A 14,615-nucleotide genomic window follows, 5' to 3' on the forward strand; every position below is an offset into this window, starting at 1 on the left:
ATCTGGCAGCCCGCTGGCGCGCCGGCGGGTCTGGGACGTCGGAGGCGTGTCCTGCATGACAGACTCCTGAACTCTCTGGATGCAGAGAGTTCAGGGTATGTCGGTAAATTGAGCGTTAAATTGTGGCCATCCGCGAAACAAATCGCGGAAAGATCACATGTTGTTCACGAACCGTTCGAACAGGTAGAAGCTGTCCTGCGGGCCGGGGCTGGCTTCGGGGTGGTGCTGCACCGAGAACACCGGCCGGTCGGTCATGCGAATCCCGCAGTTCGAGCCATCGAAGAGACTCACGTGGCTCTCGACCACACCGGCGGGCAGCGTCTGGCCGTCGACGGCGAAGCCGTGGTTCATCGAGGTGATCTCGACCTTGCCGGTCTCGAGTTCCTTGACCGGGTGGTTCGCGCCGTGGTGGCCGTGATTCATCTTGATGGTCTTGGCGCCGAGCGCCAGCGCCAGCATCTGGTGACCAAGGCAGATGCCGAAGATCGGCAGGTCGGTGTCGTCGAGGATGCCCTTGATCATCGGCACGGCGTATTTGCCGGTGGCGGCAGGGTCGCCCGGGCCGTTCGACAGGAAGACGCCGTCGGGATTGTGCGCGAGCACCTCCTCTTTCGTCGCCGTGGCGGGCAGCACGGTCACCTCGCAGCCGGCCGAGGCCAGGCACCGGAGGATGTTGCGCTTGGCGCCGTAGTCGATGGCGACCACTTTCTTGCGCGGGTTGGTCTGGGTCTTGTAGCCATCCGGCCAGGCCCACCGCATCTCGTCCCAGCGGTAGCTCTGGGCGCAGGTCACGTCCTTGGCGAGATCGAGCCCGGTGAGGCCCGGGAAGGCGCGGGCCGAGGCGACCAGCGCCGCGACGTCGAAGACGCCCTCGGGGTTATGCGCGATGGCGACGTGCGGCGCGCCCTGCTGGCGGATCGCGCGGGTCAACCGCCGGGTGTCGATACCGCCGATGGCGATGCGGCCGCGGGCCGCCAGCCACTCGGAGAGTTGCTGCACCGCGCGCCAGTTGGAGGACTGCGTCGGCATCCATTTCACCACCATGCCCGCGGCGACCGGATCGCCGGTCTCATCGTCCTCGGGGTTCACCCCGGTGTTGCCGATGTGCGGGAATGTGAAGGTGACGATCTGCCCTGCGTAGGACGGATCGGTCATGATTTCCTGGTAGCCGGACATCGAGGTGTTGAAGCAGAGCTCGGCCTGCGCCTCACCCGTGGCGCCGAACCCCTGTCCGTAAAACAGCGTCCCATCGGCGAGCGCGAGGCATGCGGTGGGCTTTTGGGGGGGTGGCGAGCGACATGGCGCGACTCCTGTTCAGATCTGGGCGGGAAGCAAATCGCGCCATGCCTAAGGGAAGCGCTCGAAAGGGTCAAGCGCTGATTTCCTCAAATAAATGAAGCAAAAACAATGACTTCCGTTGGAGTAAGGCGGGATTGCGCCCTTTGGAGCCTTTCTGTAGTCTCGGGGCTTGGAAACGTAAGGGGATATCCTTTCCGATGGATTTGCGCGAACGCATCAAGGCTGCCACCAAGCAGGCCATGAAAGACAAGGACTCCGAGCGGCTCTCGACGCTGCGTCTGATCACCGCCGCGGTGAAGGACCGGGACATCGCTGCCCGCGCCGAAGGCAATGACGACGGTGTCGAGGATGCGGAGCTGCTGTCGATCCTCGCCAAGATGGTGAAGCAGCGCCGCGAGAGCGCGCGCACCTACGAAGAGGGCGGGCGGCTCGACCTTGCCGAGGCAGAACTGGCCGAGATCCCGATCATCGAGGAGTTCCTGCCCAAGCCGCTGAACGACGAAGAGGTCTCGCAGGCGGTGGATGCGGCGGTCCGCGAAGTGGGCGCAAGCTCGATCCGCGACATGGGCCGGGTGATGGGTGTACTGAAGACTCGCTACCAGGGTCGCATGGACTTCGGCGCCGTGGGCCCGATGGTCAAGGACCGGCTCGCCGCGGCGGGCTGAGGCAAATTCGCAAAGGAATTGGCAACTCTCTTCGCAGAGAGTTGCAGTCCAAGCGTCAGGGGGCGGGAAACTTTTCCGCCACCTTTGCCAGCTCTTCGGGATCGCTGATCCGGAAGCGCTGCACGAAGCGGGTCTTGAACCCCACGCGCCCGCGCCGGGCGCCGAAGTTTTCCCCGTGGTTCAGCACGTAAAGCACCGCTGGTTCGCGGAACGCCACCGGCACCCGCCCGGCCAGCGCCGCGAGGTAGGGGAACATCCGGTGCTCGTGCTGGGTCATCTCGCGCATGAATTTGGCGCTCTGCGGCAGTGCCGGGTTGTGATGCAACGCCAGGCAGGAGCCGCAGAGCTTCCAGAACGGCTTGCGCAGCGGCCGCGCGGCGGTCGGCGGACCGGCGAGCGCAACGTCGCCCGTGGCGTGATCCATGACGTAGCCTTCTTCGACGAGGTAGCCCGCCTCCTGCCGCTCCAGCATCTCGGCCACCGTGCCGTCGCGCAGCAGGTCGTCGGCATCGAAGCTCATGACATAGGACGGGCGCGTGACGGTCTCGCCAAGGTGGTCGCAGAGCGCCGCCAGCTTGCGCCACTTGTCGTTGCCGGGGGTCGGATCGTAAAATGGCAGCCAGCCGATGCGCGCGTCTCCGGCCAGTGCCTCGGGCAAGGGCGGGCGCTGTTGGCAGCAGATCACGGCCCGCCACGCGCCCTCCTGCCGCCGGAAGCTCTCGAGCGTCTGCGCCAGCCGGGCGATCACCGCCTGCCAGTCGCCGACATGATGCGGGCCGACCAGCGGGATTAGGAAGACGACGTCTTCGGCGCGGGGCCGCGTCACTCCCGCCGAGGCCGCCCTCAGCGCCAGCGCGGCGCGCTCCGAGGCCACGGGCGACAGGCGCTCGGCCAGCGCAGGGCTCAGCGCGGCTGCAAGGCGCAGGGCGCGGCGCTTCATCTTTTTGGTGGCGGGGACCTGGGCCATGGAAACCTTTCGCGCGGTCAGGGCCGCGCCAGAAGCCGCAGCCGGTCGGAAAGCTCGAGATAGAGCGTCTTGCGCTCCTCTTCGCTCAGAAAGGCGCCGATCTCAACCTCGCGTCCGCTGCCCCTGAGCGTGACGTAATAGGGCACCGGCCCGCCGGCCTCGTGCATCTGCGCGCTGACCCAATAGGTGTTGCTCTGCCAATCCTGCGCAGGGCCGCGGGGATTGTGCCGGATCAGATGGGTGGTTTCGGGCGACAAGGTCAGCACCTCGACGATCTGCCGGTCCCTCTCGTTGCGGCGCAGCGCGTACCAGATGCCCCAGAGCGCGGCGAGCATGAAGGGCAGAAGCCCCCAGAGCAGATGCGTGCCAAGCAGCCCGTAGAAGGGGATCAGCGCCATGAAGAAGAAGATCCCTATGAAGGTGACGAACCCCTTGGCGGAAAGCGATTGGTGCGGCCAGAGCGTCAGCTCGCCGCCCGTGTCGTCCGGGGCTGTCGTCCACCTGTAGGGCATGGGCGGAGAGTAGCATCGGGGCGCGGGCTGTCGACGGGAATTGCCGATCAGAGGCTGATCCAGCCGGTTTCCAGCGCCGTGGCCCAGTCGTCGCGTCCGTGGTCGCGGGCGAGGACCACCATGCGTGACGGATCGTAGGGCACATGGTGGTGCGCCACCTGCCAACCCGCACCCTGCCGCTCGAGCGTGGCGAAGCAGGCGGCGGGCGTACCTGTTTCGACCACATGCGGCAGCGGATGGGTGTCGGTATATCCCGGGCAGCCGACGCTGCCGGGGTTGACGATGGTCTGCCCCTGCCAGCTTACGACGCGGGGCAGGTGAGTATGACCGCAGAGCAGCAGGCCCTGCGCCACCCCGTCGAGATGCCGCGCGACCCGCGCGCGCCCGCGGGATGCACCGTGCCGTGCCGGTCCACTTCGTGCAGCCAGTAGGTCTCGTCGGCGCCGGGGGTGGCGTGGCAGAGGAAGCCGCCCTCGAGCTCCAGCGTCATCGGCAGGGAGCGCAGCCAGTCCAGCGCCGCGCGCGGCAGCTGGTCATGCGCCACCCGGTCCGAAGGGCCCATCTCGCCGGGAGCCTGGGTGATCAGGTAACGGTCGTGGTTGCCGCGCACCGTCGGCATGGGGCGGGCGCGCAGGATCTCCCATGTCTCGCCCGCCGCCAGCGGGCCGCTGAACATGTCACCAAGGTTGACCACCATGCCGAGGCCCATGGCATCGATCCGCGCCAGCACCGTCTCCAGCGCATCGGCATTGCCATGGATGTCGGCGATTGCAGCGAAGCGGTCGGGCAGGGTCATGGCGGTCTCCTCGGAATGCGGTCCGCAAAAGAGAACCGGCCCCGAGGGTTTCCCCGGGGCCGGTGCTTGTCAATCTCTCGAAGCGTCAGGCGCTCAGTGGGCGTGATGCTTGTCCCAGTCCTCGCGCTTCGGCAGTTGCTCGAAGGTGTGCTCGGGCGGCGGCGAAGGCAGGGTCCACTCCAGCGTGTCCGCGTATTCGTTCCACGGGTTTGCGGCGGTGCAGGCGGCGCCTTTGCGCAGCGAGTGCCACATGATCCAGAAGAAGAACAGGAAGGAAGCGAAGGAGATCAGCGCGCCCCAGCTCGACACGTGGTTCCAGAGGGCAAAGGCCTCGGGGTAGTCGATGTAGCGGCGCGGCATGCCCTGGCGACCAAGGAAGTGCTGCGGGAAGAAGGTCAGGTTCGCACCGATGAACATGACGTAGAAGTGCAGCTTGCCGGCCCACTCGGGGTACATCTTCCCGGTCATCTTGGGGAAGTAGAAGTAGATCCCCGCGAAGATCGCGAACACCGCCCCCAGCGACATCACGTAGTGGAAGTGCGCCACGACGTAGTAGGTATCGTGGTAGGCGCGGTCGACGCCCGCCTGGCTCAGCACCACGCCGGTCACGCCGCCCATGGTGAAGAGGATCAGGAAGCCGAGCGCCCAGAGCATCGGTGTCTTGAACTCGATCGAGCCGCCCCACATGGTGGCGATCCAGCTGAACACCTTCACACCGGTCGGTACCGCGATGACCATGGTTGCCAGCATGAAGTAGCTCTGCTGGGTCAGCGACATGCCCACCGTGTACATGTGGTGCGCCCAGACCACGAAGCCGAGCGCGCCGATCGCGATGATCGCCCAGACCATTGGCAAGTAGCCGAAGACGGGCTTGCGCGAGAAGGTCGCGATCACGTGGGAGATGATGCCGAAGCCGGGCAGGATCACGATATACACTTCCGGGTGGCCGAAGAACCACAGGATGTGCTGGTAGAGGATCGGATCGCCGCCGCCTGCCGGGTTGAAGAAGGTCGTCCCGAAGTTGCGGTCGGTCAGCAGCATGGTGATCGCGCCGGCCAGAACGGGCAGCGACAGCAGGATCAGCCACGAGGTGACGAAGATCGACCAGGAGAACAGCGGCACCTTGAACAGGGTCATGCCCGGGGCACGCATGTTCAGGAAGGTGGTGATCATGTTGATCGCGCCGAGGATCGACGAGGCACCCGAGACGTGCACCGCGAAGATCGCGAGGTCGGTCGAGAGGCCGGATTCACTGGTCGACAGCGGCGGGTAGAGCACCCAGCCGATGCCCGAGCCGAGCTGGCCGTTGCCGCCGGGGGCAAAGACCGAGCAGACCGCCAGGGTCGAGCCGGTGACATAGAGCCAGTAGCTCAGGTTGTTCATCCTCGGGAAGGCCATGTCCGGCGCGCCGATCTGCAGCGGCATGAAGTAGTTGCCGAAGCCGCCGAACAGCGCGGGAATGACCACGAAGAACATCATGAGGATCCCGTGGCCGGTGATCATCACGTTCCACAGATGCCCGTTGGGGGTACAATTCTCGACCGAAGTCGGGAAGAGGCGCGCGCCCTCCATGCACATGTACTGCACGCCCGGGCTCATCAGCTCCAGGCGCATGTAGACGGTGAAGGCCACGGAGATGAGGCCCACGAATGCCGCGGTAATCAGGTAGAGAATCCCGATATCCTTGTGATTCGTGGACATGAACCATCGGGTGAAAAACCCGCGGTCGTCCTCGTGCTCGTGGCCGTGAATGGCTGCATCTGCCATTGCGTGCCTCCTGTTGGTCCTTATTAGGTACGTCCCTCGCAAGGGCGCGCACTTACTCCTCCACGCCCCACGTCTGCCAATCCTTTTAGATGCCGACCAACGACCGGGCAATCATCTCCTTTGATCTAGATCAAAATTAATTGTCGCACCCCCCCTCTTGCGCTTTCCGGGGTGCGGCGCGCAGCGGCTCGCAGCCGGGTCTTCCCGTCCTGTCCGAACCTTAGCTATCGGGCGGCTCCCCGTCTTTGGGGTCAGGCGGCGGGCCAGCGCGCCGCGAGCCCGGCCATCAGCGCGCGGTCGGCGTCGTCGAGCGGGCCGGTCACGCCGGGGCGGAATCGGTCGCGGAAGGAGGTCAGCAGGGCGGGCAGGTGCTCGGGCGCAAAGCGGTAGCCGAAGCGCCGGGCGTCCTCGAGGAAATCGCCCGGATCGGCGGGCGCGGCGCTCACCGCCAGGCCCTTGGCGACGAGGCGGGGCCAGTCAAAGAGCGGGCCCGGATCGATCTTGCGGCCCGGCGCCATGCAGGCATGGCCGATGACCCGCTCGGGGGGGAATCGACCAACGCGCGAGGATGCCCGAGAGCAACACCTCCAGCGCAGCCATCTGCGCCTCGGGGAAGGGCTCGGCGCCGGTATTGGCGATCTCGATGCCGATGGAGCGGGAGTTGACCTCCTCCACCGTGCCCCAGGCGCCGAGTCCCGCGTGCCAGGCGCGCATCTCCTCGGTCACCAGTTGCCAGCAGGTGCCGTCGTAGCCGAGCACGTAATGGGCCGAGACCCCGGCCTCGGGGTTGCACAGCCAGTCGCGCGCAGCCTCGGCGGTCTTCATCGCAGTGTAGTGCAGCACAACGAGATCGGGCCGCGCGCCGAAGCGTCGCGGCCCGAAATTGTCAGACGGAAACCAGATCGGGTCCAAGGCCCGGATCAGTAGCCGCGCACCGCGCGGAAGGGCGCGGGATCCCAGCTGCAGGCAAAGCCGTCGCCATCCGGGTCGAGCCCGTTGCGGTCCTTCTCGGGACCGCCGCCCGAAAGGAAGGCTTCCTGCGCGCGGTCGCTGGTCTCGTATTTGGCGCAGTTGCGCTGGCCTTTCTCGGTCGAGGCAAAGGCCGAGCGGCTGTAGAGCGGCGTGCCGACCGGGTTGTTGGTCTGCAGCGCGTAAGCGACGATGTTCGGCGCGTTGGAATCCGGTCGCGCCGGCAGGTCGGTCGGGGTGACCACCTCGTATTGCGCCCGGTTCTGCGCGATCAGCGTCTTGTCGTCCTCGATCGTGCGCTCGGAAGAGACCGCGTCGAAGCTGTTCTCTTCCGACAGGCCCGCGGAATCGGTCACCGACTGCGGTGCCGGGGTGTTCGCCGCCGTGGGCAGCGGTGCGCCCGCGGGCGCGTCGAGCACCGAGGTCGCTGCCGCGACCGCCGGATCGTCGCTCCGACCCGCCGGGGGAAGCTCCGAGGAGGTCACAGCCGGGCTGCTCTCGAGAATGGCGTCGCGCTGCGCGCGCTCGGCCTGATAGCTGTCGTAGTTGTTGAAGCCCGCCCCGCTGTCGGGGATCGGCGTGGTGCAGGCGGCGAGGGCCAGCAAGGCCGCGCCACCGAGGAGAATGCGTGTCATAACCGCTGCCCTAGTCCTTTTTTTGGCGCCTTTTTTTAAAGGGCCTTTACCACCATTTCGCCGGCTTTGCCACAAAACCTGCGGCCTGCTCCAGCGCGTAGGCGGTGTTCAGAAGATCGCCTTCCTCCCACGGACGGCCGATCAGCTGAAGACCGAGCGGAAGGCCCTTGGAATCGAGCCCGGTCGGGACTGCAACGCCCGGAAGCCCGGCAAGGTTCAGCGTGACGGTGAAAACGTCCTGAAGGTACATCTGCACCGGGTCCGCGGTCTTCATCTCGCCGATGCCGAAAGCCGACGACGGGGTGGCCGGCGCGAGGATCGCGTCGACCCCGGCGGCGAAGGCATCCTCGAAGTCCTTCTTGATCAGCGTGCGGACCTTGCGGGCGCGGTTGTAATAGGCGTCGTAGAAGCCTGCCGACAGCACGTAGGTGCCGACCATGATGCGGCGCTGCACCTCGAGGCCGAAGCCTTCGGCGCGGGTCTTCTCGTACATGTCGTTGATGCCCTCGCCCTGCGCGAGCTTGGCGCGGTGGCCGTAGCGCACCCCGTCATAGCGCGCGAGGTTCGACGAGGCTTCCGCCGGGGCGATCACGTAGTAGGCCGGCAGCGCGTACTTGGTGTGCGGCAGCGAGATCTCGACGACCTTCGCGCCGGCATCGGCCAGCATCTTCGCGCCTTCGTCCCAGAGCTTGGAGATCTCCTCGGGCATGCCCTCGACACGGTACTCTTTCGGAATACCGATGGTCTTGCCGCGGATGTCGCCGGTCAGCATGGCCTCGAAATCGGGCACGGGCAGGTCGGCCGAGGTGGAATCCTTGGGGTCATGGCCGCACATCGCCTGCAGCATGATCGCCGCGTCGCGCACGTCCTTGGTCATCGGGCCGGCCTGATCGAGCGAGCTGGCATAGGCGATGATGCCCCAGCGCGAGCAGCGCCCGTAGGTCGGCTTGATGCCGGTGATGCCGGTGAAGGCGGCGGGCTGGCGGATCGAGCCGCCGGTGTCGGTGCCGGTGGCCGCAAGGCAGAGATCCGCCGCAACCGCCGAGGCCGAGCCGCCCGAGGAGCCGCCGGGGGTCAGCGGCGTGTCGTCACCGCTGCGCTTCCACGGGTTCACCGCCGGGCCGTAGCACGAGTTCTCGCTCGAGCTGCCCATTGCGAATTCGTCCATGTTGAGCTTGCCCAGCATGACCGCGCCGGCGTCGAAGAGCTGGCTGGTGACGGTCGACTCGTACTCGGGCTTGAATCCCTCGAGGATCGCCGAGGACGCCTGCGAAGCGACGCCCTTGGTGCAGAAGAGATCCTTCACGCCGATCGGCAGGCCGCACATCGAGGGCGCGTCACCGGCCTTGATCCGGGCATCGGCGGCCTTGGCCTGCTCGAGCGCGATCTCGGGGGTCTTGTGGACGAAGGCGCCGAGCGCATCCGCGCCCTCGATCGCCGAAAGGCAGGCTTCGGTCAGCTCCACCGAGGTCACGTCGCCCTTGCGCAGCGCGTCGCGGGCCTCGGCCAGTTTCATCTTGGTCAGCTCGGTCATTCCACCACCTTCGGCACGGCAAAGAAGCCTTCTCGGGCATCGGGGGCGTTTGCGAGGATCTTGTCCTGCATGCTGCCATCGGTCACGCCGTCGGCGCGACGCTTGAGCCGCATCGGGGTCACCGAGACCATCGGCTCGACGCCCTCCACGTCCACCTCGTTCAGCTGCTCGATGAAATCGAGGATATTGCTGAATTCCTGTGCCAGCGCCGGGAGCGCCTCGTCTTCCACGCGAATGCGCGCCAGCTTGGCGACACGTGCCGCCGTCTGAATGTCGATCGACATGGGTTCCCCCTGTCCGTCAATGTCCGTCAAAGTCCCGTTGCCTTTACCCCCCCCGAGCATCGCCCCGCAAGGCGCAGAGAGGGGCTGCAATGGCTGGTCGCCCGAAATCAGGACGAAACCGCCGGGCGAACGCTGCCTGCTCGACAGGCCTCCTCGCTCGCGCTAGGTCAGACCCAGTTCCATTTCCCAGCAACAAGACCTTCCGAGCCGTGCCCCAGTTCCTCTCCCGTCTCTCTCTGCTGCCGCTGCTGCTGGCTGCCTCGCTTCTCTCGGCCTGCGCGGGCGTGCGCAATCCGCAAGTGCCCGCCCCGCCGCCCTCGGAATACGCCGCGCTGGCGCAGTCCATTCAGGCCCTCGGCCCGGGTGTCGATCCCGAAGAAGCGCGGCGCATGGCGCGCATCTCCCTCGACTATCCGCGCGAGCTTGCGGTGGCCTGGAACGTCACCGACCCGGCCTACATCCACAACATCAAAGTCAACAACGGCACCCGCCCGCGCGGCCTGTGCTACCAGTGGGCCGATGACCTGCAGGCGCGGCTCGAGCAGGAGAAGTTCCGCACCATCGACCTGCATCGCGGCATCGCCAATGCGATGAAGACCTTCCGCATCGAGCACAGCTCGGTCATCGTCAGCCAGAAGGGCGGGACCATGAGGGAGGGCATCGTGCTCGACCCTTGGCGCTACGGCGGCGAGCTCTACTGGGGACCGGTGGTGGATGACCACAAGTACCCCTGGGTCGAGCGGCAGGAGGTCTTTGCCACCAAGCGCGCGCTGCGCCTGCAAGAGGGCTGAGGCCTACTCCAAGGAATAGGGCAGGATGTCCCGTCGCTCGGGGTGGATGGAGATCCGCTTCTCGAGCGGCGGGACCGAGCGCTGGTGGCAATCGGTGCGCTCGCAGATCCGGCAGGAGATGCCGATCGGCTCGAAGGCACTGTCCCTCCCCAGGTCCATCCCGTCGGCATAGACCAGCGCGCCGGCGTGCTTGACCTCGCAGCCAAGCGCGATCGCAAAGCGCCGCACCGGCGCGCCGAAGCGGCCCGCGGGCTTGGTCACGTCGCGCGCAAGCAGCACATAGCGCACCCCGTCGGGGGTCTCGGCCAGCTGGCGCAGGAACTGGTTCGGCGTCTCGAAGGCCTGGTGCACATTCCACAGCGGGCAGGCGCCACCGAACCGCGCGAATTGCAGCCGGGTCGAGGAGTGGCGCTTGGTGATCGTCCCGGCCTGATCGACCCTGGCGAAGAAGAAGGGAATGCCCTTGGCCCCGGGCCTTTGCAGCGTCGAGAGCCGGTGCGCCACCTGCTCGACCGAGGCGCCGAAGCGTGCCGCCAGCAGTTCCAGATCGTGCCGGGTCTCCTGCGCGGCCCCGAGCAGCCGCATGTAGGGCATCATCACTGCCCCGGCGAAGTAGTTGGCCAGCCCGAGCTTGGCGATGGCGCGGGCGGTGTCGGACTGGAAGCGGGCCAGATCCAGCGTTGCCTCGAGCAGCTTCTCCTGCCGCAGCAGCGCCACCTGGATCAGCATCTGGAAGGTCAGCGTCTCGGGCTGCGCCAGCGAGGACATGGTCAGCACCTGCCGCTCGGCGTCATAGCTGCGCAGCGGCGCGGATTGCGAGAATTCCACGGTGATGTCGCGCTCGCGCAGGTGCGCGAGGACCGCGCCGCGCAGGTCCGCGCCGCCCTCTCCCAGCCCGTGGGCGTAGTGCTCGGCGGCGCGGTCCACCGCATCGATGTAATTGTCGCAGTAGTGGAAGAAGTCGCGCACCTCTTCCCAGGGCGAGGGCTGCATCTGCGTGCCCTCGCGCCCCAGGGCCTCGTCGAGCGAGGCCAGCCGCTCGTGGGTCTGCCGGTAGGCGCGGTGCAGCTCGAGAAAGGCGCGGGCAAGGGCAGGGGCATTCGAGGCGGTGAGCCGCAGGTCCGCAAGTGGCGGCGCGTGCTCGCCGAACACCGGATCGGCCAGCGCCTCGCGCATGTCCGAGATCAGCCGCTCGGAATCGCCCTGGCCCAGCTCGGTGACGTCGAAGCCGAACTCCTGCGCCAGCGCCAGAACCACGGTGGTCGAGACCGGGCGGTTGTTGTTCTCCATCTGGTTCAGATAGGGCAGCGACACGCCGAGTTTCCCGGCGAAATCCTTCTGCGTCAGCCCCAGCCGCCCGCGCAGGTCGCGCAGCTTCGCGCCTGCGTAGAGTTTGCGTGTCGCCATGTTTGCACCTTTGCCCCCGCCTGGGGGTAATTTTGCAAACTCACTCGGCGGCGTCCAGCCCTCCGAGGCGCCGCTCGCGCCGGATCACCAGCAGGATCGAGATCACCGCGCCGACGGCGGTGGCCAGCATGAGCCAGAGCAGCGGCCAGGCGCCGGTTCCGGGCCTGAGCAGCGCGCCGGCCAGCGCCGAGAGCGCCGCGCCACCGCCGATCATGATGGCCCCGCCAAGCCCCGAGGCGGTGCCTGCGAGATGCGGACGCACCGACAGGGTGCCGGCCGTGGCATTGGGGATGGTCATGCCGTTGCCAAGGCCGACGAAGCACATGAAGCCGAAGAAGATCAGCGCCGAGCCGCCGGTGAGGGCAAAGGTGATCAGCGCCGCCGAGAGCCCGCAGGTGAGGATCAGCGAGCCCCAGAGGATCATGCGGTTGAGCCCGACCCGCGCCGAGAACTTCCCCGAGATCCAGTTGCCGAGGAAGTAGCCGACCGCCGGCGCACCGAAGTGCACGCCGAGCGAGGCGGGGCTCAGGCCGAAGACCTCGGAGCCGACGAAGGGTGCGCCGCCGAGGTAGGAGAAGAAGGCGCCCGAGGAGAGCGCGCAGGCCATGGCGTAGCCCCAGAAGCGCGGGCTTTTCAGCAACTCGGGGTACTCGCGGAACTGCGCGGCCAGCGACAGGCTGCTGGCGGTCGAGGTCTCGCCCAGGTCGCGCCAGCTCAGCCAGAGGACCGCGCCGCCGAGCGCGAAGAGCATCCAGAAGATCGCCTTCCAGCCCAGCACTTCGCCGAGCGCGCCGCCGATCACCGGGCCCACCATCGGTACCACCGCGACGCCCATGGTGACATAGGCGATCATCGAGGCGGCCTCGTCCTGGCCGACCATGTCGCGCACCACGGCGCGGCTCAGCACCATGGCGGTGACGATCACCGCCTGGCACATGCGGAACAGCAGGAATACCCAGACATCGGTGGCGAAGATGCAGCCCAGAGTGGCCAGCATGAACAGCGCGACACCCCAGAGAATCACCGGCCTGCGGCCCAGCTTGTCCGAGATCGGCCCGATGAGGATCTGCAGCGCGGCGTTGACCCCGAGGTAGATCGCCACCGAAAGCTGCATCAGCCTGTATTCGGTGTCGAAATACGCCGTCATCTGCGGCAGCGATGGCAGAAATACGTTCATCGCCAGCGCCGAGAGCCCGGCAAGCAGGACAAGCGTGACAAGATGCGGTGGGGTCGAGGGGTCGAGAAAGCGCCCGCGCGATGATCTATTCATGGTGTTTCCGTATGTCGGGACGTCCTCAAAGTCCACGCGTATCACCTGCGTGAAACGATATTTGCGGATTTGCTATTTGCTAATGAAGGTATTTTCAGAGTTTGCAAATTTGCCGAATTTGACTTGAGCGGAAGGGCCTCCACTGTATGGTCCGGGCAAACGGAGAGGACTGGCCATGAAAGACATTCTTCACGAACTGGAGGCGCGCCGCGCCGATGCACGCCTCGGCGGCGGGCAGAAGCGCATCGACGCGCAGCATGCCAAGGGCAAGCTGACCGCGCGCGAACGCATCGAGCTGCTGCTCGACGAGGGCAGTTTCGAAGAATACGACATGTTCGTCTCGCACCGCTGCACCGATTTCGGGATGGAGAACAACCGTCCCAGCGGCGACGGGGTGATCACCGGCTGGGGCACCATCAACGGCCGCATGGTCTATGTCTTCAGCCAGGATTTCACCGTCCTCGGCGGTTCGGTCTCGGCCACCCACGCGATGAAGATCTGCAAGATCATGGACATGGCCATGCAGAACGGCGCGCCGGTGATCGGTCTCAACGACTCCGGCGGCGCGCGCATCCAGGAGGGGGTCGACAGCCTCGCCGGATATGCCGAGATCTTCCAGCGCAACATCATGGCCTCGGGGGTGATCCCGCAGATTTCCGTCATCATGGGGCCCTGCGCCGGCGGCGCGGTCTATTCCCCGGCGATGACCGACTTCATCTTCATGGTGAAGGACACCTCCTACATGTTCGTCACCGGCCCCGACGTGGTGAAGACGGTGACCAACGAGGTCGTCACCGCCGAAGAACTGGGCGGCGCGACCACCCACACCCGCAAGTCCTCGGTCGCCGATGGTGCCTTCGAGAATGACGTCGAGGCGCTGGCCGAAGTGCGCCGCCTCGTCGATTTCCTGCCGCTCAACAACCGCGAGAAGCCGCCGGTGCGGCCGTTCTTCGACACGGTGGAGCGGGTCGAAAGCTCGCTCGACACGATCATCCCGGAAAATGCGAACCAGCCCTACGACATGAAGGAGCTGATCACCAAGGTCGCGGACGAGGGCGATTTCTACGAGATCCAGGAAGAGCACGCCAAGAACATCATCACCGGCTTCATCCGGCTCGAGGGGCAGACCGTCGGCGTTGTGGCCAACCAGCCGATGGTGCTCGCGGGGTGCCTCGACATTGACAGTTCGAAGAAAGCGGCCCGCTTCGTGCGCTTCTGCGACTGCTTCGAGATCCCGATCCTGACCTTCGTCGACGTGCCGGGCTTCCTGCCGGGCACCTCGCAAGAATACGGCGGCGTCATCAAGCACGGCGCCAAGCTGCTCTTCGCCTTCGGCGAGGCGACGGTGCCGAAAGTGACCGTGATCACCCGCAAGGCCTATGGCGGCGCCTATGACGTGATGAGCTCCAAGCACCTGCGCGGCGACGTGAACTACGCCTGGCCCACCGCCGAGATCGCGGTGATGGGCGCAAAGGGCGCGACCGAGATCATCCACCGTGCCGACCTCGGCGACGCCGAGAAGATCGCCAAGCACACCGCGAACTACGAGGACCGGTTTGCCAATCCCTTCGTCGCGGCCGAACGCGGCTTCATCGACGAGGTGATCCAGCCCCGCTCGACCCGCCGCCGGGTCAGCCGTGCCTTCGCGATGCTGAGGAACAAGAGCCTTAGCAACCCGTGGAAGAAGCACGACAACATCCCGCTCTGAGCCGGAGGCGC

Annotated in this window: 13 protein-coding genes and 2 pseudogenes; 3 read left to right on the plus strand and 12 right to left on the minus strand. The window is 66.4% G+C overall.

Going from position 1 to position 14,615, the window contains the following annotated elements; translation table 11 throughout:
• Positions 1-153 precede the first annotated feature (153 nt).
• Positions 154-1,284 (minus strand): annotated as a pseudogene (gene carA, locus CLG85_RS13230) (glutamine-hydrolyzing carbamoyl-phosphate synthase small subunit); the annotation flags it as partial.
• A gap of 212 nt (positions 1,285-1,496) precedes the next feature.
• Here carA and CLG85_RS13235 point away from each other — a divergent pair.
• Positions 1,497-1,964 carry a GatB/YqeY domain-containing protein gene (locus CLG85_RS13235; RefSeq protein WP_095884249.1) on the plus strand — a complete coding sequence of 156 codons (468 nt, stop codon included), beginning with the start codon at positions 1,497-1,499 and terminating at the stop codon, positions 1,962-1,964.
• A 55-nt stretch (positions 1,965-2,019) separates the two neighbouring features.
• Here the strand turns inward: CLG85_RS13235 and CLG85_RS13240 are convergent, their stop codons facing one another.
• The 9 genes and pseudogenes from CLG85_RS13240 to gatC form a co-directional block, all read right to left on the minus strand.
• Complete coding sequence (locus CLG85_RS13240; protein WP_260349068.1) at positions 2,020-2,931, minus strand: hypothetical protein; 912 nt, start codon at positions 2,929-2,931, stop codon at positions 2,020-2,022.
• Between the two features lie 17 nt (positions 2,932-2,948).
• Positions 2,949-3,443: a DUF2244 domain-containing protein gene (locus CLG85_RS13245; protein ID WP_224842976.1), complete on the minus strand. Its 495-nt coding sequence runs from the start codon at positions 3,441-3,443 to the stop codon at positions 2,949-2,951.
• Between the two features lie 47 nt (positions 3,444-3,490).
• Positions 3,491-3,796 carry a metallophosphoesterase family protein gene (locus CLG85_RS13250; RefSeq protein WP_260349069.1) on the minus strand — a complete coding sequence of 102 codons (306 nt, stop codon included), beginning with the start codon at positions 3,794-3,796 and terminating at the stop codon, positions 3,491-3,493.
• The gene (locus CLG85_RS13255) at positions 3,745-4,239 is read right to left on the minus strand and encodes a metallophosphoesterase family protein (RefSeq protein WP_260349070.1); all 495 of its coding nucleotides are present in this window, start codon (positions 4,237-4,239) and stop codon (positions 3,745-3,747) included. Before CLG85_RS13255 ends, CLG85_RS13250 begins: the two co-directional genes overlap by 52 nt.
• Before the next feature lie 93 nt (positions 4,240-4,332).
• On the minus strand, positions 4,333-6,006 hold the full coding sequence (gene ctaD, locus CLG85_RS13260; RefSeq protein WP_224842981.1) for a cytochrome c oxidase subunit I: 1,674 nt from the start codon (positions 6,004-6,006) through the stop codon (positions 4,333-4,335).
• Between the two features lie 251 nt (positions 6,007-6,257).
• Positions 6,258-6,918: pseudogene (locus tag CLG85_RS13265) on the minus strand (N-acetylmuramoyl-L-alanine amidase).
• Positions 6,919-6,926: 8 nt separating this feature from the next.
• Positions 6,927-7,610 carry a hypothetical protein gene (locus CLG85_RS13270; protein WP_095883956.1) on the minus strand — a complete coding sequence of 228 codons (684 nt, stop codon included), beginning with the start codon at positions 7,608-7,610 and terminating at the stop codon, positions 6,927-6,929.
• Positions 7,611-7,656: 46 nt separating this feature from the next.
• Complete coding sequence (gene gatA, locus CLG85_RS13275; RefSeq protein WP_095883955.1) at positions 7,657-9,144, minus strand: Asp-tRNA(Asn)/Glu-tRNA(Gln) amidotransferase subunit GatA; 1,488 nt, start codon at positions 9,142-9,144, stop codon at positions 7,657-7,659.
• Entirely contained in the window at positions 9,141-9,428 is a 288-nt protein-coding gene (gatC, locus tag CLG85_RS13280) for an Asp-tRNA(Asn)/Glu-tRNA(Gln) amidotransferase subunit GatC (protein ID WP_095883954.1), read from the minus strand. Before gatC ends, gatA begins: the two co-directional genes overlap by 4 nt.
• A gap of 209 nt (positions 9,429-9,637) precedes the next feature.
• On the opposite strand from gatC, the gene CLG85_RS13285 reads away from it, so the two are divergent.
• The gene (locus CLG85_RS13285) at positions 9,638-10,219 is read left to right on the plus strand and encodes a hypothetical protein (RefSeq protein ID WP_095883953.1); all 582 of its coding nucleotides are present in this window, start codon (positions 9,638-9,640) and stop codon (positions 10,217-10,219) included.
• A gap of 3 nt (positions 10,220-10,222) precedes the next feature.
• Here the strand turns inward: CLG85_RS13285 and CLG85_RS13290 are convergent, their stop codons facing one another.
• Together CLG85_RS13290 and CLG85_RS13295 are read right to left on the minus strand one after the other, a co-directional pair.
• Positions 10,223-11,626, minus strand: coding sequence for a helix-turn-helix domain-containing protein (locus tag CLG85_RS13290; protein WP_095883952.1), 1,404 nt, complete (start codon positions 11,624-11,626; stop codon positions 10,223-10,225).
• A 40-nt stretch (positions 11,627-11,666) separates the two neighbouring features.
• Positions 11,667-12,896, minus strand: a complete 1,230-nt coding sequence (locus tag CLG85_RS13295; RefSeq protein WP_095883951.1) for a multidrug effflux MFS transporter — start codon at positions 12,894-12,896, stop codon at positions 11,667-11,669.
• Between the two features lie 175 nt (positions 12,897-13,071).
• On the opposite strand from CLG85_RS13295, the gene CLG85_RS13300 reads away from it, so the two are divergent.
• A complete protein-coding gene (locus tag CLG85_RS13300; protein WP_095883950.1) occupies positions 13,072-14,604 on the plus strand; it encodes an acyl-CoA carboxylase subunit beta in 1,533 nt (510 codons plus the stop codon).
• The last annotated feature ends 11 nt before the right edge of the window (positions 14,605-14,615 follow it).

This window comes from Alloyangia mangrovi (assembly GCF_002300555.2).
GTDB classification, from domain to species: domain Bacteria; phylum Pseudomonadota; class Alphaproteobacteria; order Rhodobacterales; family Rhodobacteraceae; genus Salipiger; species Salipiger mangrovi.

What these genes read in the sequence shown, in the direction of transcription:
- CLG85_RS13235 (WP_095884249.1), top strand. Translation starts at nt 1,497, where the DNA reads ATGGATTTGCGCGAACGCATCAAGGCTGCCACCAAGCAGGCCATGAAA.
- CLG85_RS13240 (WP_260349068.1), bottom strand. Translation starts at nt 2,931, where the DNA reads ATGGCCCAGGTCCCCGCCACCAAAAAGATGAAGCGCCGCGCCCTGCGC.
- CLG85_RS13245 (WP_224842976.1), bottom strand. Translation starts at nt 3,443, where the DNA reads ATGCCCTACAGGTGGACGACAGCCCCGGACGACACGGGCGGCGAGCTG.
- CLG85_RS13255 (WP_260349070.1), bottom strand. Translation starts at nt 4,239, where the DNA reads ATGACCCTGCCCGACCGCTTCGCTGCAATCGCCGACATCCATGGCAAT.
- ctaD (WP_224842981.1), bottom strand. Translation starts at nt 6,006, where the DNA reads ATGGCAGATGCAGCCATTCACGGCCACGAGCACGAGGACGACCGCGGG.
- CLG85_RS13270 (WP_095883956.1), bottom strand. Translation starts at nt 7,610, where the DNA reads ATGACACGCATTCTCCTCGGTGGCGCGGCCTTGCTGGCCCTCGCCGCC.
- gatA (WP_095883955.1), bottom strand. Translation starts at nt 9,144, where the DNA reads ATGACCGAGCTGACCAAGATGAAACTGGCCGAGGCCCGCGACGCGCTG.
- gatC (WP_095883954.1), bottom strand. Translation starts at nt 9,428, where the DNA reads ATGTCGATCGACATTCAGACGGCGGCACGTGTCGCCAAGCTGGCGCGC.
- CLG85_RS13290 (WP_095883952.1), bottom strand. Translation starts at nt 11,626, where the DNA reads ATGGCGACACGCAAACTCTACGCAGGCGCGAAGCTGCGCGACCTGCGC.
- CLG85_RS13295 (WP_095883951.1), bottom strand. Translation starts at nt 12,896, where the DNA reads ATGAATAGATCATCGCGCGGGCGCTTTCTCGACCCCTCGACCCCACCG.
- CLG85_RS13300 (WP_095883950.1), top strand. Translation starts at nt 13,072, where the DNA reads ATGAAAGACATTCTTCACGAACTGGAGGCGCGCCGCGCCGATGCACGC.